We start from the raw sequence: 24,078 nt of genomic DNA on the forward strand, positions 1-24,078 counted from the left end.
ACAACGCGGAAGCGGCGAGAGAAGCCGATTTCCGATGATTTCAAAGCGCACCCCGGGCACGCAGCGCGGCGATGTCCCCGGCGCCGTATCCGAGCCCAGACAGCACTTCGTTTGTATGTTCCCCCAGCGCGGGTCCGATCCAGTCGGTGCGCCCGGGCGTCTCCGACAGCCGCGGCATCGGCGCTGGTGCCTTGAACTCTCGACCGTCAGGCAGGCGCGCAGTTTCGAACACCGCGCGCGCCAGATACTGCGGATCGGCGGCGATGTCCTCGATCGAATAGACCCGGCTGACCGGCACGTCGGCCTCACCGAGCAGGCGCAGCACTTCGTCGCCGTCGCGTTCGGCGACCCAGGCGTCGATCAGTGCATAGATTTCGTCGCGGCGCGCGTCGCGCCCGGCGTTGTCGGCCAGAGATGGATCATCGGCCAGATCCGGCCGCCCCATCGCGGTCATCAGCCGACGGAAGATGGCGTCGCCGTTACCGCCGATGATGATGTGACGGCCGTCGCGGGCGGTGTGGGTGTTCGAGGGCGTGATGCCGGGCATGATGTTGCCAGTGCGGCCGCGGATGAAACCGAACACGTCGAACTCCGGCAACATGCTCTCCATCATCGCGAACACCGCCTCGTACAGCGCGACATCGACGGTCTGGCCCTGCCCTGCCCCGCGTCCGCCGGTGGCGTCGCGATGACGCAAGGCCATCAGCGCACCGATCACCCCCCACAGCGCGGCGATCGAGTCGCCGATGGAGATGCCAACCTTGACCGGCGGCCGATCGGAAAAACCGGTGATGTAGCGCAGCCCGCCCATCGATTCGCCGATGGCGCCGAAACCGGGCTGCTGCGCCATCGGCCCGGTCTGACCGAAACCGGACAGACGAACGATGACCAGCGACGGGTTGATGTCCTTGAGCAGGGCTTCCGGCAAACCGAGCTTGTCGAGCACGCCCGGGCGGAAATTCTCGACCAGCACGTCGGCCTCGGCCAGCAGCTTCTTCAGTACCGCGATGGCGTCCGGGTGCTTCAGGTTCAGCGTGACCGACTTCTTGTTGCGCGCCTGCACGAACCACCACAGCGAGGTGCCTTCGTAAAGCAGCCGCCACTTGCGCAGCGGATCGCCGCCATCGGGCGACTCGACCTTGATCACCTCGGCGCCGAACTCGGCCAGGATGCGCGAGGCGAACGGACCGGCGATCAGCGTACCCAGTTCGACCACCTTGAGGCCGTCGAGCGGACGAGCCTGCGTGCTCACGCCGGTCGCCTTTCCGACAGCGCCTGGGCGATGGTGCCGATATCGGTGTGTTCCAGTTCGCCACCGACCGGCAGGCCGCGGGCGATACGGCTGACGGCGAGGCCGCGTGCGCGCAGCATTTCACCGAGGTAATGCGCGGTCGCCTCGCCCTCGTTGGTGAAATTGGTCGCCAGGATGACCTCGCGCACGGCGGGATCAGCCGCGCGCTCGAGCAGGCGATCCAGCCGCAGCTCCTTCGGACCGACGCCTTCGAGCGGCGCGATGCGCCCCATCAGACAGAAATACAGGCCGGCATAGCTGTGCGTCTGCTCCATCATGAGCATGTCGGCCGGTGTTTCGACCACGCACAGCAGGCTGGCGTCGCGGCGCGGCGAGCTGCAGCGTTCGCACACCTCGAGCTCGGTGAAGGTGTTGCAGCGCGCGCAGTTGTGCAGCCGCGTCAGCGCATTGCCGAGCGCGTGCGCCAGCTTGTCGGCGCCGCCGCGGTCGCGCTGCAGCAGATGGAAGGCCATGCGCTGCGCGCTTTTCGGGCCGACCGAAGGCAGGCAGCGCAGCGCGCTGACCAGCTCGTCCAGCACACCGGTACTCATGACGGACGCAGGACCGGACTCAGAACGGCAGCTTGAAGCCCGGCGGCAGGTTCAGGCCCGACGTGAAGCCGGCCATCTTTTCCTGGGTGGTCGTCTCGACGCGACGTACCGCGTCATTGACGGCGGCCGCGAGCAGGTCTTCCAGCATTTCGCGGTCGTCCATCACCGACGGATCGATGGAAACGCGGCGCACGTCGTGCTTGCAGGTCATGAGCACCTTGACCATGCCGGCACCCGACTGGCCCTCGACTTCGACGCTGGCCAGCTGCTCCTGCATCTTCTTCATGTTTTCCTGCATCTGCTGGGCCTGCTTCATCAGGCCACCGATGCCACCTTTCATCATGGTGCTGTCCTCAAAGGGGTTTGATCGAGTCTTCGATCAGCCGGGCGCCGAACTGTTCAATCACCTGCTGCACGAAGGGGTCATTCTTCATCGACGCACACGCCTGTTCACGGCGCGCGCGCTGTTCTGCGTTCAGTCGCTGGGCGACAGTCTGGCCGACCGGATCGCCCTGCTCGAAATGCAGCCGGACATTGACGCCGAGACGAGTCTGCAGCGCGACGCGCAACTTGTCCTGGCCGGAAGTGATCAGGTGCGCCATGTCGCGCGACAGGCGCAGGCGGATCGCCTCGCCTTCGCTGGCCAGCCACTCGCTCTGGTGCGCCAGCTGCTTGCTCAGCGCGGCGACGTCCAGCGTATCGACCAGCGCATGCCAGTCGGCGTTGGTGCGCGGCATCGCGGCCGCGGCGGGCGGCGCGACATTGACCGGCTCGTCGTCTTCCCACGGCGGCGGTGCCGGATTCGCGTCGACGAGCGGCGCCGGCGCGGCGGTCGGCGGCGTTTCACGCGGCACCGGCGCGGCGACGGGTGCCGCGGCGACGGGCGGCGGCACCGGCGCGCTGGTGCGCGCGACACGGTTGGGCGCCTGCAGCGCCGCGCTCTGGCCGCGCGGCGTGGTGCCCAGCGCTGGCGGCGTCTCCGGTCGGAAGGCCAGCAGGCGCAGCAGGGTCATCGAGAATCCGGTGACTTCGTCCGGCGCCAGCGCCAGATCATTGCAGCCCTGGACGACGATCTGGTAAGCCAGTTGCACCGATTCGGCGTCCATCGTTGCGGCGTAAGGCTCGAGCCGCGACTTTTCGCCTTCGTCGGTGATCGCGTCCGGCACCTTCTGCGCCACCGCAACGCGGTGCAGCAGCACCGCCAGTTCGCGCAGCGCCTGGTCGAAATCAACGCTGCGCGCGCGCATCTGCGCGGTCAGCGTCATCAGCGCGGCGCCGTCTCCGGCGAGCAGCGCATCGAGAATGAGGTAGAGGTGTTCGTCACCCACCGTGCCCAGCATGTCGAGCACATCCTGTTCGACCAGCCGGCCAGCGCCGTGCGCAATGGCCTGATCGAGCAGCGACAGCGCATCGCGCATGGAACCGGCGGCGCCCTTGGCGATCGGCCGCAGTGCCGCCGGTTCGTATTCGACCCCTTCGGCGTCGAGCACGCCCGACAGATGACGCACGATGGCGTCCGGCGGCATCTGCTTCAGGTTGAACTGGAGGCAGCGGCTCAGCACCGTCACCGGAATCTTCTGCGGATCGGTGGTCGCGAGGATGAATTTCACGTGCTCGGGCGGCTCTTCGAGCGTCTTCAGCATCGCGTTGAAGGCGTGCCCGGTCAGCATGTGAACTTCGTCGATCATGTAGACCTTGTAACGCCCGCGCGCCGGCGCGTAGGCCGCCTTCTCCAGCAGCGCCGCCATGTCGTCAACGCTGCGGTTCGACGCGGCGTCCATTTCGACGTAGTCGACGAATCGGCCGGCATCGATCTCGGTGCAGGCGGCGCAGGTGCCACAGGGCTTCGCGGTAATGCCGGTTTCGCAGTTCAGGCTCTTGGCCAGGATGCGCGAGATCGTCGTCTTGCCGACGCCGCGCGTGCCGGTGAACAGGTAGGCGTGATGCAGGCGCTTCTGTTCGAGCGCGTGCGTCAGCGCACGCACGACGTGATCCTGACCGACCAGGGTTTCGAAGCTGCGGGGACGCCACTTGCGCGCAAGAACCTGATAAGTCATCTGGACGCTGGCGTAAGAGGACGGCTGTGCGGACTGCAGAAAAGGGAGGGGTGGCGAGCCTGACCCCCGGCACTCGTGGTGAGCAGCTGTGGCTGCTTCCTTCCGGACCTGACCAGGTTCACCGCGCCACGATGCGGGGAGACCCGCCACGCCGAATATTAACCCGGGAGGCCCCCTCTCGACCAGCCCGACCTGAAATTCTGGCCGGACTCAGCCGCCGCCGCGCTGGAAATGGCGGTCGAAGCGCGCCATGAAGGCGGCCATGAAATCGACATCGCGAACCGTAAAGTCGATCTGCACCCGCAGGCGAGGCAGGCTCAGCAGCGCAATGTGGAGCGCCGGCAGCACCTCGGCGGATACTGTCCAGCCGCGGCCGCTGACGCTGTCACCGCGATGGACGATGGGCAGTTCCACCGCGCCGGGCAGCATCTGGAAGAACTCTTCGCGCCCTATGCTCATCACGCGCACGACCTGACCGGCGGTGATCTCTTCCGGCTTCAGCGGAAAGGCGGCGCTCATCCGCCCGCCACCGGCGGCCAGATGGCGAGTACGTCGTTATCGACCAGCGCGCGCGCATCGCGGCTGGCAGGAGGAATGAAATGACCGTTCACGAGAACCAGATGGACGAGCCGCGCAGGAAGTTGATGGCGCGCGATCATATCGCCAACCGTCGTTCCTTCGGGCACGTCCATCGGCCACTCGTTGGTGCGCTTCGCCTCGTCCGGCAGGAAATCGGACAGCGAGGCGTACAACTTCAGCGTCACCCGCATCTTCAGTGCAGCGCTTCGGCCAGCGGCGGCGCGCTCTGCGCCTGGGCCATCGAAAGATAGGCCTCCATCACGCGCAGCGGGTCGTGCATCAGGCGCTGCTTCCAGCTGCCCAGCGGCGTACGGGTCTGGATCAGGCCGCGCAGCACGCCGACATGGTCGGTCAAACCGATCGAGGTCGCGCCCACCAGCACGTCGTCCTTGAACTGCAGACTGATGTAGCGGAAGCGCTCTTCGTCGATGAGCTCAACCGAATCGCCGCCGTCGGCACCCCACCACTGTCCGAAGGAAGCCGAGATCAGGCCCAGCGTGTCGAGCACGTTGATCGCCATCGTGCCCTGGGAGCGCGTATTCCGGCCCACCATGTTCATCGCCGCGACACGACCCTGGTCGACCGCGTTCGGCTGGATCGCATTGACCAGACGCTCGCCGGTCGAGAAATCAACCGCCTCAGCCACGTCGCCAGCGGCGAACACGCCCGGGATGTTGGTTTCGCAGCGCTCGTCGATCAGGATGCCGGTGGCGCAGGCAATGCCGCTGCCTTGCAGGAAGGCCACGTTCGGCTTCACGCCGGCCGATGCGATGATCAGATCGGCCACCACTTCGGTGCCGTCACCCAGCGTCGCGATCAGCTCGTCGCCGTTCTGGCGGATCGAAGTGACGCGGGCGCTGGTGTGCACATTGACGCCCTTCTGCTTCACCCAGCGCGCGATCATGCCGCCTGCCTTGGACGTCATCATGCGCGGCACCATGCGGTCGCCCATTTCAACGATATCCAGCTTCACGCCGCGCGAGGCGAGCGCTTCCATGATGATGCAGCCGATGAAACCGGCGCCGATCTGCAGCACCCGCGCACCTCGCTTGGCCTTGGCGGCGATGTGGCGCGCGTCGTCCAATGTCCAGCAGCTGTGGACGTTCGGCGAATCGATGCCCGGCACCGGCAGCTTCAGCGGATGCGAACCGGTACAGACGAGCAGGCGGTCATAGGCGAAGGAGCTGCCGTCCTCCATATGGACGACGCGACCGGCGGTATCCACCGACTTCGCGCGCCCGAGCACTTCCTTGATGTTCAGCGACGCGAAATGGCCATCGGTCTTGCGCAGCCAGGTACCCTTTTCCTGGATGTTGCCGACCAGCAGATAGGGAATGGCCATGCGCGAATACGGCGGCTCGGGTTCGTCGCCGATCATGACGATGTCGGCATTGCGATCCGCCCGGCGGATCGCTTCGGCGGCGACCACGCCGGCCGGACCGTTGCCGATGATGACGTGCTTCATGAGTGATGCTCCTGAAATGCAGCGCGCCCCGGAGGGCGCGCTGTGTTCATGCGACGACTTCGATCAGAGACCCAGGCGGGCAACCGTCTCCGCCGTCGGGCGGCCTTCGGTGTCCCAGCCGCGCAGTTCGTAGTACTCGGGAATCATCTTGTCGATGCCCGACACCAGGCCCTTGGCCGGGCCGACCTTGGCGGCTTCGTTCTTCAGGCGCGGCGGCAGATCGTCGTCCTTGCGGGTGAAGCCGGCGGCGTTGTTGAACTGACGCTCCATGTTCCAGATGCGCTCGCCCATCAGGTCCAGCTTCTCCATCGACCAGTCGCCTTCGCAGGCAGCCTGCAGTTGCGGCTGGATGTCCGACAGTGCCCAGGCGAAGGTCGTGAACACGCACAGGCCGGACGAATCGACCACCGCGGTGGCGTCCTGGAAGGCCTTGACCAGTGCCGGCTTGCCTTCGGTGGTGTGCGGATCGGTCTTGACCGGGATACCCAGCACTTCCGAGGAAATCGTGTAGGAACGCAGGTGGCAGGCGCCGCGATTCGAAGTCGCATAGGTCAGGCCCATGCCCTGCACGCCGCGCGCATCGTAGGCCGGGAATTCCTGACCCTTGACCGACATCGACAGCTCAGGGTGGCCGTACTTCTCGCACAGGCGCTTGGAACCGAGACCGACGATCTTGCCGAAGCCTTCGCCACGGGCCGTCTGTTCGGCCAGGAAGGTGAGCGCACGCGCGGAGCCGAACGGTGCCTCGATGCCGATCTCTTCCTTGGTGAGCACACCCATTTCGTACAGTTCCATCACCGCACCGATGGTGGCGCCAAAGGAAATCGGATCGAAGCCGTCTTCGTTGCACAGCATGTTGGCGTACTGCAGCGCCTCGATGTCATCGACACCGTTGGCACAGCCCAGCGACCACGCCGCTTCGTATTCGAGGCCGCCGGAGGCGCCCCAGTACTTCGGGCTGTTCACCACGGTGTAGTGGGTCTGATCGATCTTCGAAATGCGACCACAGGCGATGGTGCAGCCGAAACAGCCCTGGTTGTTCACCAGCTGTGCCTTGCCGTCGGATTCGCGCGGCTCGTGCATCGCTTCGGCGGAAATCTTGCGCGCGCCCTCGAACTGCACGTCCTTGTGATTGCGGGTCGGCATGGCGCCGATCTCGTTGATCACGTTCATCAGCACCTGGGTGCCGTAGGTCGGCAGGCCCTGACCGGTGACCGCGTTTTCCTTGAGGATCTTCTTCTTCTCGAAGGTGACCTTCATGAATTCCTTCGGGTTGGCCAGATTGCCAACGCCGAGGGTGCCACGCACCACGAGTGCCTTCAGGTTCTTCGAGCCGGCGACCGCGCCGACGCCGGAGCGGCCGGCTGCGCGGTGCAGGTCGTTCACGATAGCTGCATAGAGCACGCCGGCTTCGCCGGTACGCCCGATACAGGACACGCGCACCTGCGGATCCTGGTGAGCCGCCTTGATCGCCTCTTCGGTTTCCCAGACGGTCTTGCCCCACAGATGGGACGCGTCGCGGATTTCGACCTTGTCGTTCTCGATCGACAGATAGACCGGGCTCGACGCGCGGCCTTCGATGATGACCATGTCCCAGCCGGCGAACTTCAGCTCGGCGCCAAAGTAACCACCGGAGTTCGAACAGGCGATGGCGCCGGTCAGCGGGCCCTTGGTGACGACCGAATAGCGGCCACCGGTCGAGGCCATGGTGCCGGTCAGCGGACCGGTCGCCCAGATGATCTTGTTGTCCGGCGACAGCGGATCGACCTTGGGATCGATTTCCGACACCAGATACTTCGTCGCCAGACCACGCTGGCCGAGATAGTCCTGAGCCCACTGCATGTTCAGAGGCTCGCTCTTACAGGTGCGGTCGGTCAGGTTAACGCGCAGGATTTTGCGGGTCCATGCCATTTTGTGTTCCTCCGAAAATCAGGCGGGCTGGTTGCCGAGCTTGTCGGCCCACTGGCGCATGCGGTCCAGACCGGTCCAGTTGGCGTCCACATAGGTGATGGCACCGGTCGGACAGGCTTCCGCACAGGCCGGGTTGCCGCCGCACAGATCGCACTTCTGCACCTTGCCGGTCTCAGCCACGTAATTCACCGTGCCGAACGGACAGGCGATCGTGCACACCTTGCAGCCCACGCACACGTCCTCGAACACGACCTTGGCGCCATTGGTCTTGTCCAGCTTGATCGCCTCGACCGGACAGGCGTGCATGCACCAAGCTTCATCGCACTGCGTACAGGTATAGGGAACCTTGGCGCCGGTGTGGTGGAAGTCGAACACCTTGATGCGCGACAGCGAGTTGTTGAAGACACCGTAGTTCTCGAACGAACAGGCCATTTCGCATTGCAGGCAGCTGGTGCATTTCGAGGGATCGATGTGTAGGGACTTCTGCATGTTGATTCGCTCCTCCACGTTCTGGGCGTGATACGGGTCGCCGGGCTGTTTACGCGGGAAAACCGCCCCGCTATGAAAAACACTTCATATTTTAGCGCCCGGATTTTCGCGTCTGTGCGCTTCGCGTGTCTCAAAAATCGTTATTTGCGACGCAGGTGTTCAGGTGTCCATAAACTGGACACCTGAACACTCAGGGTGCACGCCACTTGATATTGTGTCGCGCCATGATGCGCTCGATCTCGCCGTCAGCAACCAGCGCGTTCATCGCCTCCATGATGGCCCGGCCGAGCTGCTGCTCGCCCTTGCGGATGGCGATGCCGACGGGCCACTGACGCGTATTGAGCAGAGCGATCGGCGCCGGACCGACCGGGAAGTTCGCGTCGCCGGCGACCGCGCCTTCGAGCTCACCCTGCAGCGCCATCACGCCGGCAACCTCGCCCGAGCGCAAGGCGGCCATCGCGTCGGTCAGCGTCTTGTAATGCTTGAGCTGACTGCGATAGCGCCCACCGTCGGCCGACAGCATCAGTGAGTCGGGCAGCGTATCGACCACCACGCCACAGGGTAGCTTTTCGAACGGCGCCATCGTTTCGAGGTTGTCCACACGGCGCCTGTCGTAGGCGACCGCATAGCGCTCGCGGTGATACGGCGCGATGAATTCCACCTTGTCCTGACGCGCCATGTACTCGCGATCAACCGGCGCGTGCATCATCATGTCGGCCGGGCCGTAGCCCATGTAGTGGCCCTTCCAGACCATATTGCGCAGGTCGTCGCCCATGTTCTCGTCGGCGTCGAAGAACATCGGCGACATCTTCAGTCCCATGCGCGCCGCCAGAGCGGCCGCGATGTCGACGTCAGAACCCTTGCCCTCGTTCGAGAACGGCGCGAAATCCTTGTAGAAGGCGACACGCAGCAGGCCGGACTTCCGGACGCCGGCCCAGACCTCGTCGCCGTCCGCCCATGCGGGCAAACCGGTCAGCGCGAGGCCCGCGCCGGCGAGCAGCAGACGACGCCGCTGCAACGCAGAATCACTCTTCATGACGGGTTTCGATATAGGCGCGAATGGCCCACATGGCTTCCTGCGACAGCGCTTCCTCGAACGGCGGCATGTAGACGGCGCCGTTGCGCACGCGGCCGCGGCGCACGGTGTTGATGAAGTAGTCGTCGGTTTCAGCGTCGATCGGGAGCATGCGCAGATCCGGAGCAATGCCGCCGCTGACGGCCTCCAGACCGTGACAGCGCGCACAGTTCTGATTGTAGGCGGAGCTGCCGACGCGGACCGCTTCCTTGTCGCCGCGGTACGGATTCTCCTTGCGCCACTCGGCGCCCAGCGCCTTCAGCGTGCTCACATCGACGGCCTGCGGCACGACGTCGCCGTGAGCTTCGACACGCATCGTGGTCATGCTGCCCAGCGCGATCAATGCGGTGACGATGGCGGTCGTTTTCAAAGTTGCGGCTCCTGCTTTCATAACTCCTCCGTGGATGTTCATATGCTGCAAGTCAGCTTGCGGGTGTGCCTGATTGCATGAATCGTGCCAAGCTCATGTCCATTTTGAGACAGGTGTAGCGTCTCGAAGCGAATCAAGTTATAACGCTCTGACAGTCCGGCGGGTTGATGTGCAGGCACAAGCTGCTGCTTCCCTGCTGGAGGTGAGAGCCGGTACAACCGGCCGTGCATCCCGGAAACGGGCTCGGAGGAGACCATGGAATCAAGCCCCGCCGACATCGCGCGCAGCGAACAGGCACACGAAATCATGCGCAGCGCTGGCGAAGTGCCTGCAGGCGTCCTGCCTGCACTGATTGAAACGTCGTGGAGCCGCTGCATCAGCCGCGGCCTCGACGCCGACAAGAACAGCCGCGAAGTCGAAAGAGCCCGGCGCGACCTGCTGCTGACCGAACGCGAGCGCAACGAGTCGCTGCTCAAGCACGCAGCGCCGGTGATGAACGGCCTGTACGCGCAGATCGCCCGCTCGGGCAGCATGATCGTGCTGACCAATGCGTCCGGTTTCATCATCCATTCGGTCGGCGACCAGACCTTCCTCGACCGCGCCTCCAAGGTGGCGCTGTCGCCCGGCGTCGAATGGTCGGAGGAAAGCAAGGGCACCAACGCTATCGGCACGGCGCTGGTGGAAAAGGTGCCGGTGTCGGTGCACGGTTCGCAGCACTTCTTTTCGGCCAACCACTTCCTCACCTGCTCGGCCTCGCCCATCTTCGACCCGTGCAGCCGCATGCTAGGCGTACTCGACGTCACCGGGGATTCGCGCAACCCGTCGCATCACAGCCTGGCGCTGATCAATCTGGCGGTGCAGACCATCGAGAACCAGATGTTCGCGCACGCCTTCCCGGACGGTTTCCTGCTGCACTGTCATGTCCAGCAGGAACTGATAGGCACCGTATTCGAAGCCCTGCTCGCCTTCGATCAGGACGGCCGCGTGCTGTCCGCCAACCGCAGCGCCTGTCGGCTGATCGGCCGCAGCCACGCCGAACTGCTGACGCACACCTTCAGTTCGATGTTCGACAAACCGCTGGGTGCGCTGTACGACCCGCTGCTGCGCGGCACCGACATGCTCGAACTGCGTCTGTTCGGCGGGCGCACGCTGTTCGGTCGCCCGCAAGCAGGCAATCAGAGCCGTCCGCCGGCCCGTGTGATCAGCATGGACGTGCAGCGTCCGGAATCCGGTCAGTCGGTCAGTCGGGTGCAGATCGCCAAGGACCGCGGACTGGCTCGGCTGAGCACCGGCGACGCACAGATGGATGCGGTCGTCGAAAAGGTCCGTCGGGTGCTCGGGCGGGACATCCCGGTACTGATCCAGGGTGAGACCGGCACTGGCAAGGAACTGCTGGCGCGCGCCATTCACGACGAAGGCCCGCGCCGCGACCAGACCTTCGTCGCCGTGAACTGCGCCGCCATCCCCGACGGCCTGATCGAGTCGGAGCTGTTCGGCTACGAGGAAGGTGCTTTCACCGGTGCGCGTCGCAAAGGCTACCCGGGCCGCATCATGCAGGCGGACGGTGGCACGCTCTTCCTCGACGAAATCGGCGACATGCCGCTGGCACTGCAGGCGCGCCTGCTGCGCGTGCTGCAGGAACGTACCGTGGTGCCGCTGGGTAGCGGTCGCGCAACACCGGTCGATCTGTCCATCATCTGCGCGACCCACCGCAAGCTGCGCGACCTGGTCGCCCAGGGCAGCTTCCGCGCCGACCTTTACTACCGCCTCAATGGTCTCACCGTGATGCTGCCGCCGCTGCGCGAACGCAGCGATCTGCGTGCGCTGGTGCATCGCATTCTCGCCAGCGAGGAATCCATTCCGCAGGGGCTGCGCATCGACGACGAAGTAGTCGCGCTGTTCGAGCGGCATCCGTGGCCGGGCAATATGCGCCAGCTGGCGAATCTGTTGCGCACCGCCGGCGTCATGGCCGCCGACGATGGCTGCATCCGCAAGACCCATCTCCCGGACGACTTCATTGATGAACTGGGCGGCGCGCCGACGTTCGCACCGAGCGAGCCCGAGTTCCGTGCGGTCGCCACCCAGGCGCCGTGCGACCTCGACAGCCTCACGCTGCGCGCAATACGCGAGTCGCTGTCGCGCAACGAGGGGAACGTGGCCGCCACTGCGCGTGAGTTGGGCATTAGCCGGACCACGCTCTATCGCAAGCTGAAGGAAGGCTGATCAGGCTCCGGCCACCGCACTGCCAGGACGGCAGCCACGGAACTGAACACTTCGTACAGTAACGTTCCACCTGTACAGCGGGCGGGAATCGCTCCCGCACGTGCATCAGCACCCGTTTCGGACAGGCAAAAAAATGGCCGGCTTGGGTAAGCCGGCCAAAGAGCCATGTCTAACTGAAGAGAACAACACCACCCCGAAACTGCCTGTAACGGAACGGATACGGCCGCGAAACCGGGGATGGATCACACCACCGGAAGCGGGCTCGGCCTGAAGTTCCAGTACGTCGCTCCAGTCCGCCGCGACCTGCCCGCTTGTTTCCTTTATCCCGACGCCCAGAGGCGCCGGGATGTACGACTTATGCAAGCGCTATGCCAGCACAGGTCGTCGATGTCATTACTTGTGCAGCTTGAACACCCACATCGAACCACCCTGGTTCAGGTAGTTGACCTTCTTGGCCACGTCCCCGCCCCACAGCGGCACAGCGCCACCCCAGCCGGCGGCGACGCCGATGTACTGCTCGCCGTCCTGTTCCCAGGTGATCGGGGGCGCCACGACGCCGGTACCGGTCTGGAAGGACCACACTTCCTTGCCAGTCTTCGCGTCGGCGGCCTTCAGGAAACCTTCAGGCGTACCCCAGAACACCAGGCCACCCTTGGTCGTCATCACACCACCCCACAGCGGAGCGTTGTTGGTGACTTCCCAGACGATCTTGCCAGTCTTCGGATCGACCGCACGCAGCGCGCCGATGTACTTGTCGTCGATGGTCTTGATGGTGAAGCCGGCGCCCAGATAGGCAGCACCCTTCTTGTAGGTGATCGGCTCGTTCCAGATTTCCATGCCCCACTCGTTGGCCGGCACGTAGAACAGGCCGGTATCCGGGCTGTAGGCCATCGGCATCTGGTTCTTGCCACCGAGGAAGGACGGCGCGGAGAACACCACTTCACCCTTCTTGCCGTCGGCGCCCTTGGACGGGTCGCCCGGGCGGTTGGCCGGATCGAAGATCGGCTTGCCGTTGGCGTCCAGGCCCTTGGCCCAGGTGATCTTCTTGACGAAGGGGAAGCCGCGCTCGAACTTGCCGGTCTGGGCATCCAGAACGTAGAAGAAGCCGTTACGGTCGGCCTTGCCGCCCATGCGCTTGCCGTTCATGTCGAACGTGACGAATTCGTTCACGCCGTCATAGTCCCAGCCGTCGTTCGGCGTGCCCTGGAAGTGCCACTTGATCTGGCCGGTAGCGACGTCGATGGCGACGGTCGAGCACGAGTACAGATTGTCACCGGGGCGCAGGTGGCTGTTCCACGGGGCCGGGTTGCCGGTGCCGAAGTAGGCCAGACCGGTCTTGGCGTCGTAGGAGCCGCCGAGCCAGGTGGCCGCGCCACCGGTCTTCCACAGGTCGCCCTGCCAGCTGGCGTTGGTGGTGCCGCTGATGCCGTTTTCGACCTTGTTGCCGGCGGCATCGAACTTGTAGCCCATGTGGCCTTCGACGGTCGGACGGCTCCACACCATCTTGCCCGTCTTGGCGTCGCGCGCCTCGACACGGCCGACGATGCCGAACTCACCACCGGACACGCCGGTCAGGATCAGGCCCTTGGCGATGATCGGAGCTGCGGTATTGGAGTAACCAGCCTGGTAGTCGTCGATCTTTTCCTTCCAGACGACCTTGCCGGTGTTCTGGTCGAGAGCAACCAGTTGTGCGTCCAGCGTGCTGAAGATGACCAGGTTGTCATACACGGCGGCACCGCGGTTCACCACGTCGCAGCACGGCATGATGCCGTCCGGCAGGCGGTGCTCGTATTGCCACAGCTTGGCGCCGGTCTTGGCATCGAGTGCGTACAGGCGGGAGTAGGAACCCGTAACGAACATCTTGCCATTGACGACGAGCGGCTGCGATTCCTGACCGCGCTGCTTTTCGCCGCCGAACGAGAACGACCACACCGGAACCAGGTTCTTGACGTTGCCGAGGTTGATCTTGTCGAGCGGGCTGTAGCGCTGGCCTTCCGTGCCCATGCCCCACGACAGCACATCGCCGGTCGTCTTCGCGTCGTTTTCGATGTCACGGTCGGTCACACCAGCCATGACCTGCGGTGCTGCCATCGCGGCGAACGCCGCAACCAGCAGGCTGGACAGCGTGGAATTACGCAAGCCTTTCATACTTCCTCCTCGTTGGTGAATTTCTCTCTTGCACGAAGGGAATGGTTCCCTTTTTCGGCAGGAGACCGACCGCAAAAAACGGGCCAGCCCAAAACAAGGAGAAAATCCCGTTCGCACCGCACTCCTGCGATGCGAAACGGGTCAGGTGTTCATTTTTGTTGCAACACAGGCAGTGCAACACTGTCCAGCGCGCGCAACTCGTAGGCGCCATACAGGTGGGTGACCGAACGCTCGAACTCGCTGCGGGCCAGCGGCATGCGTTCGAAGCGCTCGGGCAGCGGCAGGCGCATCACTTCGGCCATGTCGAGACCGTTTGCCGCCGACTGCATCAGGGTCTGATCCAGCCACTTGAGCCAGTCACGCGTCTGCTCGATGCCGACCGTCCCGGCATGCACCGGACCGTGACCGGGCAGTGTCTTCTTCGCACCCAGTGCCGCCAGCGCGTCGAGCGACTTCAACCAGCGCTGCACCGACGCGTGCGGCGTGGTCGGGGCACGATCGAGGAACACCAGATCGCCGGCGAACAGCACGCCGGTCCGGTGATCGAGGATGGCCAGGTCGCCAGCGGTGTGCCCCTCAAGCGCGATCAGTTCGAACTCGTGTCCGCCCACCGTCAGCCGTCCGGGCTGCACGTCCTGCTGCGCAACCTGGGGCTCGGTGCCGGATGCCCAGTCGCCCGCCATCCGGTACATGTTGTCGGCAAAGGCGCCGCCGTCGTCACGCTCGCCAGCGCGCGTGGCGGGCAATGCGGCGATCGGAACATCGGCGTAAGCCTGATTGCCGAGGAAGTGATCGGGGTGATGGTGCGTATTGAACACGCGCACGACCGGCTTGTCGGTCACGCGGGCGATGGCCGCCCTCATCTGTTCGCCGTAGCGGCGCGACGGACCGCTGTCGATCACGACCACGCCCTCCTTGGTCACGACAAAGGCGGTATTCACGATATTGCCGCCGTTCGCGCGCGTGATGTCCTCGGTGCTGCCGATCAGCACCCAGGTGTCGTCGGCGATCTTCTCCGGCTTCAGGCGATAGTCGAAAGGTGTGGCCGCGTGTGCCGCGAAGCTCAGCGCAAAGGCGACCAGTGCAGTGAGGAGGCGGGCCATCATGGCTGCACCTTGGCGTCGATGCGATTGCCGTTGTTGTCGCGGCCGACGACGCGCAGCGCCACCGCGCCGGTGTCCGGCAGATCGAACGAGAACACCGGGTTCTCGCTCAGCGGCTCGAAGGTCTCGAGCTTCAGCATGGCATCGCCCTTGTCGTCGACGATGGCGAGCTGTTCGATGAAGAAGGCCGGGATGCCGGGCGCCAGACCGGTGTCCATCGGATGCATGATGCGCAGACGGACACGCTGGTTCTGTCCGTCGCGCCACACCCTGCCCTGCACCTGATTCAGCTTCTGCGCCCAGTCCGGCGCGCTGCGGCCGGTGCTCGGCGCGGTACAGCCGCCGCCGGCAGCATCCACCCAGGCGCCGCCGGCCAGCCAGTTGCCGTCGCCGGTCTGCACGAGCGCGCGGATCGGGCTCGCCTGCTGCAGCTTGATGCGGAAAGACAGGCCAGGCTGAGCCAGCAGCGGCTGGAAGTCGAGCACCTTGACGATGGGATTGAAGTCGGCGATCACCAGCACGCGCTTGACGTCCGGCAAGCCCTTCAGCCTGACCGTCACCGGCACGTTCATCGAATCCTCGGCCACCTTGGGCGCCAGCACTTCGATGCGCGGATCGAAAGCCACCGGCGCATCGTTCAGATATTCGCGCTGCAGATCCGGCCAGCGCGAGGAATTCAGCGGATCGGCATCGGCCGCCTGCACGGTGCCGGCCAACGCAAGCGCGAGCCCGAGGGCCGCAATCACCTTCTTCATCGGGACAAACTCCTCCATTGCATCTTCTATATGTAAACGGCGCCAGAAACCGGTCCCCGCGGACCAAGGCAAGCAAGACGAGGACCATCGCCGCCCGCAACAGGCGGAAGGCCTCGCATCCGGCATAAAGCTTGCCGAACCCCCATCTGTTACAGACCTCGACAACTCAGTGTCCATCCCTGAAACAGTCCTGAAAAACGGGATCGACTCCCTGATTCTGCGGGAGCTTTGAACCTTCGACACCTCCAGGTGCTGCCTAACCTGCAGTGCGCATCACGGCCCTGTGTCCGCGAAACAAGCGGGGTCGCGGTGACGACACGACAGATCAACACTGAAAGAGGAGTCAGGATGAAAACGTTTGCCCTCAGGAACCCGGCACTGCTGATCGCGCTGGGCATCCTTGCAGCTGGCCCGGTGCACGCCGCCAAGACGGTGAGCTGGGAAGATATCGTCAACGACGACAAGACGACCAAGGACGTGCTGACCTACGGTCTGGGCATGAAGGCCCAGCGCCACAGCCCGCTCAAGCAGATCAATACGCAGACCGTTGCATCGCTGAGCCCCGCCTGGTCCTACTCCTTCGGCGGCGAGAAGCAGCGCGGCCAGGAAGGCCAGGCGCTGGTGCACGACGGCGTCATCTACATCACCGGCTCCTACTCCCGCATGTACGCCGTCGACGCCAAGACCGGCAAGCGCCTTTGGGCGTACGAACATCGGCTGCCGGACGACATTCGTCCGTGCTGCGACGTGGTGAACCGCGGCGCCGCCATCTACGGCGACAAGGTGTACTTCGGCACGCTGGACGCCGGCATGGTGGCCTTGAACAAGGACACCGGCAAGGTCGTCTGGTCGAAGAAGTGGGGTGACCACAAGGTCGGCTATACGATGTCCGGTGCGCCCTTCATCGTGAAGGACAAGAAGTCCGGTCGCGTGATGCTGGTGCACGGTTCGTCCGGTGACGAGTTCGGCGTGGTCGGCTACCTGTTCGCACGCGACGTCGATACCGGCGAGGAAATCTGGGCGCGCCCGATGGTCGAGGGCCACATGGGTCGCCTGAACGGCAAGGACAGCACGACGACCGGCGACGCCAAAGCGCCGTCGTGGCCGGATGATCCCAGCCGCGAAACCGGCAAGGTCGAGGCCTGGAGCCATGGCGGCGGTGCCCCGTGGCAGACCGCCTCGTTCGACGTCGAACAGAACATGGTGGTGATCGGCACCGGCAACCCGGCTCCCTGGAACACCTGGAAACGGACCAAGGAAGGCGACAGCCCTACCAAGTGGCCCAGCCTGTTCACCTCCGGTCAGGCCTATGTCGATGCCTCGACCGGCGAACTGAAGGGCTTCTTCTCGCACACGCCGAACGACGCCTGGGACTTCTCCGGCAACAATTCGGTGCTGCTGTTCGAATACAAGGATCCGAAGACCGGCAAGCTGGTCAAGGCATCGGCGCACGCCGACCGCAACGGCTACTTCTTCGTGACCGACCGCGAAAAGCTGGCCACCGGCGCCGGCTATCCGTGGAAGCAGACCGCGCTGATCGGTGCCTGGCCCTTCGTCGACGGCATCACCTGGTCCAAGGGCTTCGATCCGAAGACCGGCCTGCCCAACGTGGTCGAGAGCCAGTATCCGCCGAAGCCCAAGGCGGGTGCGGACAAGGGTGAATCCATCTTCGTGTCGCCGCCCTTCCTCGGCGGCACCAACTGGATGCCGATGTCGTACAGCCCGGACACCGAACTGTTCTACATCCCGGCCAACCACTGGGCCATGGACTACTGGACCGAGAACGTCACCTACAAGCCGGGTGCGGCCTACCTCGGCCAGGGCTTCCGGATCAAGAAGCTGTTCGACGACCATGTCGGCGTACTGCGCGCGATCGATCCGAAGACCGGCAAGATCGCCTGGGAACACAAGGAACAGTTCCCGCTGTGGGCGGGTACGCTGACCACCGCTGGCGGCCTGGTGTTCACCGGCACCTCCGATGGTTACGTGAAGGCCTTCGACGCCAAGACCGGCAAGGAAGTCTGGAAATTCCAGACCGGCTCCGGCGTGGTGTCGGTGCCCATCACCTGGGAACAGGATGGCGAACAGTACATCGGCATCTCTTCCGGCTACGGCGGCGCCGTGCCGCTGTGGGGCGGCGACATGGCCGAGCTGACCAAGCAGGTCAGCCAGGGCGGTTCGTTCTGGGCCTTCAAGCTGCCGAAGCGCTGATTGACGGCGCGCCCCCGCCGCCCGGCGGGGGCCGGCCACACCTCCTGCCGGCCCTGCGTGGCCGGCCTTTGCCTGGCAACTGCGATAAGGTCTCCCGAGGGTTTCCGGTGCCGTCGCGTCCGCGTCGGCCCATGATGCGCGGTTGCCAGGTTCTTTCTGTCCGGAGCCCTGGATGCGAAGACTTTTCCCCACAGTACTGCTCGCACTGCTCGGCATGAGCACGCCTGCCGTCGCCGAAGATGCCTCGGTCAGCGAAACACTGGTCATCAACGGCTGCCCGATCTGGCCCTACACCCGTTGCCCGGGTGCCGACCTGCGCCACGCCGACCTGTCGGCGAAGGATCTCGCCGGCGCCGACTTCACCGGCGCGAACATGGTGCGCGCCGACCTGCGTGCCGCCAATCTTGCCGGCGCGATACTGGACCGCGCCGACCTCAGCTCGGCCCGCCTGCAGAAAGCCAACATTCCGGCCGCCAGCCTGCGCGGCACCCGCTTGGTCGGCGCCGACATGGAGTTCGCGCGCATGTTCCGCGTCGACTTCAGCTACGCCGACCTGACGGCCGCCAACCTGGAAGCGGCCCGCCCGATGTTCGCGCGCTTCCACTACGCCCGGCTGGTCAACGCCAACCTGCAGGAAACCAAGTTCGGCAGCGCCGACTTCCGCAACGCCATCATGGAAGGCTGCGTGACGCGCTACACCGTGTTCCTCGACGCCAATTTCGACGACTGCAAAGGTTGTCCGGTGGGCTGGTGAGCGCCGCCCCGACGCAATGGAGATACCGCACATGATCAGGACACTGGCCGCACCGCTGCTGCTGGCTGCGCTGCTCGGCAGCGCATACGCCGGCGATCCGGCGATGGAAGCGCATCCGCCCAAGACCGACATTTCGGCTTTGCCGCCGGTCGGCGACGTGTGGGTGGACAGCAACCCCTACCGCGGGAACGCCGCCGTGGTCGATACCGGCCGCGCGCTCTACAACGAATCGTGCGCCGTCTGCCACGGTACCGATGTCAATCACAAGAACCAGGTCGGCCCCAATTTGCTGCGCCTGCACCGCGGCTGTCGCAAGGTGACCGAACCGGAACTGCTCCCACGCTGCCTCAGCGACGTCGACCACTACTTCGTCAAGACGGTGCGCAAGGGCAAGCGGGTGCTCGACGTGCAGCACATGCCGCCGTGGGACAAGGTGCTGACGCAAGAGGCGGTATGGGCGATCAAGACCTTCATCGAGGCCCGCATCGACGAGGACGCGCGACTCAAGGCACAGGGGAAGACCGCGGTGCGCTGAGCCTTGCGCAGCACGAAAAAAAGCCGGCGCTTCGCGCCGGCTTTTTTTTGGCCCGGGCGGACCGGAATCAGATCTGGAAGGTACGCAGGCTGGCTTCGAGCTCGCGCGCCGAACCGGCGACCGATTCGCCCTGCGACGCGGTCTGCGCCACGCCGCGTGCGTTGTCCTCGGACAGCGCCGACAGTTCGCCCGCATTGCGCAGGATGGCGTGCGCCGTGGTGTCCTGTTCGCGCATGCTGGTCGCCACTTCACCCGACTTGTTCACCAGTTCTTCCATGCGGTGCAGGATGGACTCGAACGTCTCCACTGCGCCGCGCGAGGTGGTCACCGCGCCGCTGACGCGCTCGCTGGCCTGACCGACGCGCTCGACCGTTTCCTGAGCGTCGTGACGGATCTTGGCGACGATCTGCTCGATGTCCGCGGTCGACCCCTGGGTGCGTTGCGCCAGCTTGCGCACCTCGTCGGCCACCACCGCAAAACCGCGACCCTGCTCGCCGGCGCGCGCGGCTTCGATGGCGGCGTTGAGCGCCAGCAGATTGGTCTGGTCGGAAATGTCCTTCACCACGTCGTTGATCTTGGCGATCTCTTCGGAATCCTTGACCAGGCGCTCGATCACCTGCAGCGACTCTTCCATCTCCTTTGCGATGCGGCTGACGCCCTCCATCGACACTTCGAGGTCGGTCTTGCCGCTGCGCGTGCTGTCGCCGGCGGCACGCACGATGCTGTCCATGTCGGCCGACAGATCGGCGACCTGGCGGGCCGAGGCGGTCATCTGCTCCATCGCTTCGGCGACGGTACGGATGCGGTCGGCCTGGCGCGAACCGGTCTCGTTGGCGGCAATGGTCAGCTTGGACAGTTCTTCAGCCGAACTGGTGAGCGTCGACGACAGGGTCGTCATCTTCTCGATCAGCTTGCGGAAAGACTTGCAGGCCTGGTTGTACTCATAGCCCAGCCAGGCAAAATCGTCCTTGCCGGACAGGCTGAGCTTGTGATTCAGCTTGCCTTCGGCAAGGCTGTGCATGGCGTTGACCAGCAGTTCGGCGCGCTGGCCGAAGCCGGTACCGAACCAGATGCCGACACCCATGATGACGGTGGCGCATACCGCACCGGCTGCAATCAGTCCGGTCACTCCCGGGAACAGTATCTGCTGCGAGCCGAACACTGCGATGCAGACGACGGACGCAAAGATGGAGTGAAAAAGGAAGGCTTTGCGGATGCTCAGCATGTTCTTCATGTGTCTGTTCCCTGTTCTCGATTCACTACATGGCCAATATCGACAGGTGCTTATAGGACTTTAGTTATACAGAAGCGCACCGTCGATCTCCTCGTAGACCCCTTTACGACCGGCCGCGCGGCGGACTTGAGCAAGGGCTCCGCAAAAAAGAAAAACGCCGCGCACAACATCACGCGGCGTAAGCACGTAGGGGTTGCTGCCGTGTCAGGTGAACATCAGTTGATCATGCCCAAGGTGCGCGGCAGCCACAGCGACAGCGCCGGCCAGTAGGTGACGATGACCAGGAAGATGAGCATCGTGACCAGCCACGGCGACACCGCCTTGGTCATGTCCGTCATGCCCAGCTTGGCGATGCCGCTGCCGACGTACAGGTTGAGGCCCACCGGCGGCGTGATCATGCCGATCTCCATGTTCACCGTGATGATGATGCCGAAGTGCACCGGATCGATGCCCAGCGCCATCGCCACCGGGAAAAGGATGGGCGCGGTGATCAGAATGATGGACGACGGCTCCATGATGTTGCCGGCCAGCAGCAGCAGGATGTTCACCACGAGCAGGAAGCCGAGCGCCCCCATGCCGCTGTCCACCAGCCAGGCCGCCACCGCCTGCGGAATCTGTTCCGAGGTCAGCAGGAAGGAGAACAGGATGGCGTTGGTGATGATGTAGAGCAGCATCGCGCTCATGTTGGCCGAATCGAGCAGCACCTTGGGGATGCGCTTCAGCGGCAGGTCGCGATAGACGAACACCGCGACGATGAAGGCGTACACCGCACTCATCGCCGCCGCTTCGGTCGGCGTGAAGATGCCGGTGTAGATGCCGCCCATCACGACGACGATGAGCATCAGCCCCCAGAAGGATTCGCGGAAGGCCTTGATGCGATCGGCCATCGGCGCCTTCGGCATGCGCGGGTAGTTGTTGCTCTTGGCCCGCCACCAGGTGGTGAAGCCCAGCATGAACAGCAGCACCGCGCCCGGAATGATGCCGGCCATGAACAGCGCGCCGATCGACGAATTGGTCGACACCGCATACATCACCATCACGATGGACGGCGGAATCAGGATGCCCAGTGCGCCAGAGCTGGCGACGATGCCGGCGCCGAACTTCATCGGGAAGCCCTGCTTCACCATCGCCGGCAGCAGGATGGCGCCGATCGCCGCCACCGTCGCCGGGCTGGAGCCCGACACCGCGGCAAACAGGCCACAGGCCACCACACCGCCCATGCCCAGACCGCCGTGGAAGTGGCCGACCAGCGAGGTGGCGAAGTTGATCATCCGCTTCGCCACACCACCGTGGGTGAGGAAGTTGCCGGCCAGGATGAAGAACGGAATCGCCATGATTTCGAACTTCTCGATACCGGTGAACAGTTTCAGCGCCACTGACTCGACCGGCACATCGGTCATCGTGAACAGGAAGGTCAGTACGGTCAGACCCAGCGAGATGGACACCGGCATGCCGGTGAGCATCAGCACCAGCAGCAGTGCAAAGATGATGGCGGCGCTCATTGGCGGCCTCCCTTGGCGTGTTCGCGCTCTTCGGCGTCTTCGACCGCCTCGCCGATCAGCACCGGCTTGACGTCCTCCATGCCTTCGACGTGCGCATGATCGTGGTGCGGCAGCTCACCGGTGCGGATGAAGGCCGTCATCACCTGCAGGAAGCGGAAGCACATCAGGCCGGAACCCAGCGGAATGGCCATGTAGACGATCCAGGTCGGCCATTCGAGGTCGGGCGTGGTCGGCCCCTCGAACAGATCACCGGTGTCCTGACCCAGCGCGGTCAGCACGGCGTAGGCGGCGCCGTTCTCCCACACGAAGTGGCTGCCCAGCGCACAGATGATGCCGGTGAACAGCGCGCCGGCCGCCAGGCCAAACACGACGAACTTGTTGCGCAGCGCCGGCTGCAGCTGGTTGATCAGCACGTCGACGCCGACGTGGATGCCGGTGCGCACACCGTAGGCGGCGCCGAACTTGGCCATCCAGACGAACAGGATGATGCACAGTTCCTGCGCCCAGCCCAGGTTCAGCGACAGCAGCCAGTCCTGCAGGCCGGGCACGTCGAAACCGGCGGCGTAGCGATGCACGACGGACACGAAAATGATGACGGTGGCCACGCCTATCAGCAGCGTGATGAGCCACTCCTCGATATGGTCGAGTATTCGGAGCACGGTGGTCTCCCGATGAGATGAGGGTGATGCAGTGTGCGCGTGTGCGCGCGGGGATGCGACACGTGCGGCGTCCGCCGCACGTGTGCAGGACGGATTACAGCTTCGACGGATCGAAGTTGGTTTCCTTGTAGATGGCCTGGATGAGGTCGGCGCCCATGCGGCTTTCCATCTTCTTGTGCACCGGCACCAGCGCACGCTTGAACGCCAGACGCTCTTCGGCCGTCGGCACATAGACCTGGGTCTTGCCGCTCTTGCGCACGCCTTCGAGCGCAGCGTCGTTCTCTTCCTTGGCGATCTTGTTGGCGTAGCTGGTGGCTTCCTTCATGGCCGTGTCGAGCTGACCGCGCACGTCGGCCGGCAGACCGTCCCAGAACTTCTTGTTCACGATGACGGCGTAACCCAGATAGCCGTGGTCGGTCACCGCCATATGCTTCTGCACCTCATGCATCTTCTGCGTGTAGAGGTTGGAATGCGGGTTCTCGGTACCGTCGACCACGCCGGTCTGCAGCGCCTGGTAAACCTCGGAGAAAGCCATCACCTGCGGCAGCGCGCCGAGCGCGCGGATCTGCTCTTCCAGCACCTTGGACGACTGGATGCGCAGCTTCTTGCCCTTCAGGTCAGCCGGCGTCTTGATCGGCGTATTGGCCGAGAAGGACTTGAAGCCGTTGTCCCAGAAGCCCAGGCCGACGATGCCCTTCGGTTCCAGCTTCTTCAGGATGGACGCACCGATCGGGCCCTGGGTCACCTTGTGCAGGTCGGCGTAGCCGTCGAAGATGAACGGCAGGTCGAACACCTCGAATTCCTTGACGCCCAGCGGGCCGAACTTGGCCAGCGACGGCGCCAGCATTTGCACGGCGCCCAGCTGCAGCGCCTCCATCTCTTCCTTGTCCTTGTACAGCTGGCTGTTCGGATACACCTCGACCTTCACCTTGCCGCCGGTCAGTTCCTCGGCGCGCTTCTTGAAGAAGTCGGCGGCCTTGCCCTTCGGCGTCTCGGTCGCCACGACGTGGCTGAACTTGATCACGATGGGCTGCTGCGCCAGCGCAAACGGAGTCAGGCCGAGCGTGAGCAGGCCGAAAAGCATGGAATGAAGTTTCATGGTGTCTCCTCTTGTGTATGAAGGCCACACGGCGCGAACGGCCAGTGTGATGTCCGGATTGTGGTCG

22 protein-coding genes and 1 other RNA gene are annotated in these 24,078 nt (G+C 64.5%); 4 read left to right on the forward strand and 19 right to left on the reverse strand.

Going from position 1 to position 24,078, the window contains the following annotated elements:
* Positions 1 to 40: 40 nt before the first annotated feature.
* From METFAM1_RS0105770 to pedF, 12 genes are all read right to left on the reverse strand, one after another.
* The gene (locus METFAM1_RS0105770) at positions 41 to 1,252 is read right to left on the reverse strand and encodes a CaiB/BaiF CoA transferase family protein (RefSeq protein ID WP_019918652.1); all 1,212 of its coding nucleotides are present in this window, start codon (positions 1,250 to 1,252) and stop codon (positions 41 to 43) included.
* Positions 1,249 to 1,842: a recombination mediator RecR gene (gene recR, locus METFAM1_RS0105775; RefSeq protein WP_019918653.1), complete on the reverse strand. Its 594-nt coding sequence runs from the start codon at positions 1,840 to 1,842 to the stop codon at positions 1,249 to 1,251. Before recR ends, METFAM1_RS0105770 begins: the two co-directional genes overlap by 4 nt.
* Before the next feature lie 19 nt (positions 1,843 to 1,861).
* A complete protein-coding gene (locus METFAM1_RS0105780) occupies positions 1,862 to 2,182 on the reverse strand; it encodes a YbaB/EbfC family nucleoid-associated protein (RefSeq protein ID WP_198291444.1) in 321 nt (106 codons plus the stop codon).
* 13 nt (positions 2,183 to 2,195) lie between these two features.
* Positions 2,196 to 3,899, reverse strand: coding sequence for a DNA polymerase III subunit gamma/tau (gene dnaX / locus METFAM1_RS0105785; protein ID WP_019918655.1), 1,704 nt, complete (start codon positions 3,897 to 3,899; stop codon positions 2,196 to 2,198).
* A gap of 49 nt (positions 3,900 to 3,948) precedes the next feature.
* Positions 3,949 to 4,047: signal recognition particle sRNA small type (gene ffs / locus METFAM1_RS20540), an RNA gene on the reverse strand.
* A gap of 62 nt (positions 4,048 to 4,109) precedes the next feature.
* Entirely contained in the window at positions 4,110 to 4,418 is a 309-nt protein-coding gene (locus tag METFAM1_RS0105790) for a hypothetical protein (protein ID WP_019918656.1), read from the reverse strand.
* Positions 4,415 to 4,669 carry a sulfur carrier protein ThiS gene (gene thiS, locus METFAM1_RS0105795; RefSeq protein ID WP_019918657.1) on the reverse strand — a complete coding sequence of 85 codons (255 nt, stop codon included), beginning with the start codon at positions 4,667 to 4,669 and terminating at the stop codon, positions 4,415 to 4,417. Before thiS ends, METFAM1_RS0105790 begins: the two co-directional genes overlap by 4 nt.
* Before the next feature lie 2 nt (positions 4,670 to 4,671).
* A complete protein-coding gene (locus METFAM1_RS0105800; RefSeq protein ID WP_019918658.1) occupies positions 4,672 to 5,943 on the reverse strand; it encodes an NAD(P)/FAD-dependent oxidoreductase in 1,272 nt (423 codons plus the stop codon).
* A gap of 63 nt (positions 5,944 to 6,006) precedes the next feature.
* Complete coding sequence (locus tag METFAM1_RS0105805; RefSeq protein WP_019918659.1) at positions 6,007 to 7,854, reverse strand: aldehyde ferredoxin oxidoreductase family protein; 1,848 nt, start codon at positions 7,852 to 7,854, stop codon at positions 6,007 to 6,009.
* A gap of 18 nt (positions 7,855 to 7,872) precedes the next feature.
* Positions 7,873 to 8,343 (reverse strand): 4Fe-4S dicluster domain-containing protein, encoded by a 471-nt coding sequence (locus METFAM1_RS0105810; RefSeq protein ID WP_019918660.1) that lies wholly within the window; start codon positions 8,341 to 8,343, stop codon positions 7,873 to 7,875.
* Positions 8,344 to 8,533: 190 nt separating this feature from the next.
* A complete protein-coding gene (locus METFAM1_RS0105815; protein ID WP_027491014.1) occupies positions 8,534 to 9,379 on the reverse strand; it encodes a substrate-binding periplasmic protein in 846 nt (281 codons plus the stop codon).
* On the reverse strand, positions 9,369 to 9,788 hold the full coding sequence (gene pedF / locus METFAM1_RS0105820) for a cytochrome c-550 PedF (RefSeq protein ID WP_019918662.1): 420 nt from the start codon (positions 9,786 to 9,788) through the stop codon (positions 9,369 to 9,371). The genes METFAM1_RS0105815 and pedF overlap by 11 nt, the downstream gene beginning before the upstream one ends.
* 255 nt (positions 9,789 to 10,043) lie before the next feature.
* Between pedF and METFAM1_RS0105825 the strand changes: the two genes are divergently transcribed.
* The gene (locus tag METFAM1_RS0105825) at positions 10,044 to 12,011 is read left to right on the forward strand and encodes a sigma-54-dependent Fis family transcriptional regulator (RefSeq protein ID WP_019918663.1); all 1,968 of its coding nucleotides are present in this window, start codon (positions 10,044 to 10,046) and stop codon (positions 12,009 to 12,011) included.
* Between the two features lie 393 nt (positions 12,012 to 12,404).
* On the opposite strand, the gene METFAM1_RS0105830 is transcribed toward METFAM1_RS0105825, so the two are convergent.
* The 3 genes from METFAM1_RS0105830 to METFAM1_RS0105840 form a co-directional block, all read right to left on the reverse strand.
* Positions 12,405 to 14,159, reverse strand: coding sequence for a PQQ-dependent methanol/ethanol family dehydrogenase (locus METFAM1_RS0105830; protein WP_019918664.1), 1,755 nt, complete (start codon positions 14,157 to 14,159; stop codon positions 12,405 to 12,407).
* A gap of 149 nt (positions 14,160 to 14,308) precedes the next feature.
* Positions 14,309 to 15,265: a quinoprotein relay system zinc metallohydrolase 1 gene (locus METFAM1_RS0105835; RefSeq protein ID WP_019918665.1), complete on the reverse strand. Its 957-nt coding sequence runs from the start codon at positions 15,263 to 15,265 to the stop codon at positions 14,309 to 14,311.
* Positions 15,262 to 16,017, reverse strand: a complete 756-nt coding sequence (locus METFAM1_RS0105840) for a quinoprotein dehydrogenase-associated SoxYZ-like carrier (RefSeq protein ID WP_024300507.1) — start codon at positions 16,015 to 16,017, stop codon at positions 15,262 to 15,264. The genes METFAM1_RS0105835 and METFAM1_RS0105840 overlap by 4 nt, the downstream gene beginning before the upstream one ends.
* 348 nt (positions 16,018 to 16,365) lie before the next feature.
* Between METFAM1_RS0105840 and METFAM1_RS0105845 the strand changes: the two genes are divergently transcribed.
* The 3 genes from METFAM1_RS0105845 (at position 16,366) to METFAM1_RS0105855 (ending at position 19,517) form a co-directional block, all read left to right on the forward strand.
* Positions 16,366 to 18,228, forward strand: a complete 1,863-nt coding sequence (locus tag METFAM1_RS0105845; RefSeq protein ID WP_019918667.1) for a methanol/ethanol family PQQ-dependent dehydrogenase — start codon at positions 16,366 to 16,368, stop codon at positions 18,226 to 18,228.
* A gap of 172 nt (positions 18,229 to 18,400) precedes the next feature.
* Positions 18,401 to 18,982 carry a pentapeptide repeat-containing protein gene (locus METFAM1_RS0105850; RefSeq protein WP_024300508.1) on the forward strand — a complete coding sequence of 194 codons (582 nt, stop codon included), beginning with the start codon at positions 18,401 to 18,403 and terminating at the stop codon, positions 18,980 to 18,982.
* 31 nt (positions 18,983 to 19,013) lie between these two features.
* Positions 19,014 to 19,517 carry a c-type cytochrome gene (locus tag METFAM1_RS0105855; RefSeq protein ID WP_024300509.1) on the forward strand — a complete coding sequence of 168 codons (504 nt, stop codon included), beginning with the start codon at positions 19,014 to 19,016 and terminating at the stop codon, positions 19,515 to 19,517.
* A 67-nt stretch (positions 19,518 to 19,584) separates the two neighbouring features.
* Here METFAM1_RS0105855 and METFAM1_RS0105860 read toward each other — a convergent pair whose 3' ends face one another.
* The 4 genes from METFAM1_RS0105860 to METFAM1_RS0105875 form a co-directional block, all read right to left on the reverse strand.
* Complete coding sequence (locus tag METFAM1_RS0105860; RefSeq protein ID WP_019918670.1) at positions 19,585 to 20,751, reverse strand: methyl-accepting chemotaxis protein; 1,167 nt, start codon at positions 20,749 to 20,751, stop codon at positions 19,585 to 19,587.
* Positions 20,752 to 20,966: 215 nt separating this feature from the next.
* Positions 20,967 to 22,253: a TRAP transporter large permease gene (locus METFAM1_RS0105865; RefSeq protein WP_019918671.1), complete on the reverse strand. Its 1,287-nt coding sequence runs from the start codon at positions 22,251 to 22,253 to the stop codon at positions 20,967 to 20,969.
* A complete protein-coding gene (locus METFAM1_RS0105870) occupies positions 22,250 to 22,912 on the reverse strand; it encodes a TRAP transporter small permease (protein WP_019918672.1) in 663 nt (220 codons plus the stop codon). The genes METFAM1_RS0105865 and METFAM1_RS0105870 overlap by 4 nt, the downstream gene beginning before the upstream one ends.
* Positions 22,913 to 23,006: 94 nt before the next feature.
* Positions 23,007 to 24,011 carry a TRAP transporter substrate-binding protein gene (locus METFAM1_RS0105875; RefSeq protein WP_024300510.1) on the reverse strand — a complete coding sequence of 335 codons (1,005 nt, stop codon included), beginning with the start codon at positions 24,009 to 24,011 and terminating at the stop codon, positions 23,007 to 23,009.
* Positions 24,012 to 24,078 lie beyond the last annotated feature (67 nt).

The sequence above is a fragment of the Methyloversatilis discipulorum genome (assembly GCF_000527135.1).
GTDB lineage: Bacteria > Pseudomonadota > Gammaproteobacteria > Burkholderiales > Rhodocyclaceae > Methyloversatilis > Methyloversatilis discipulorum.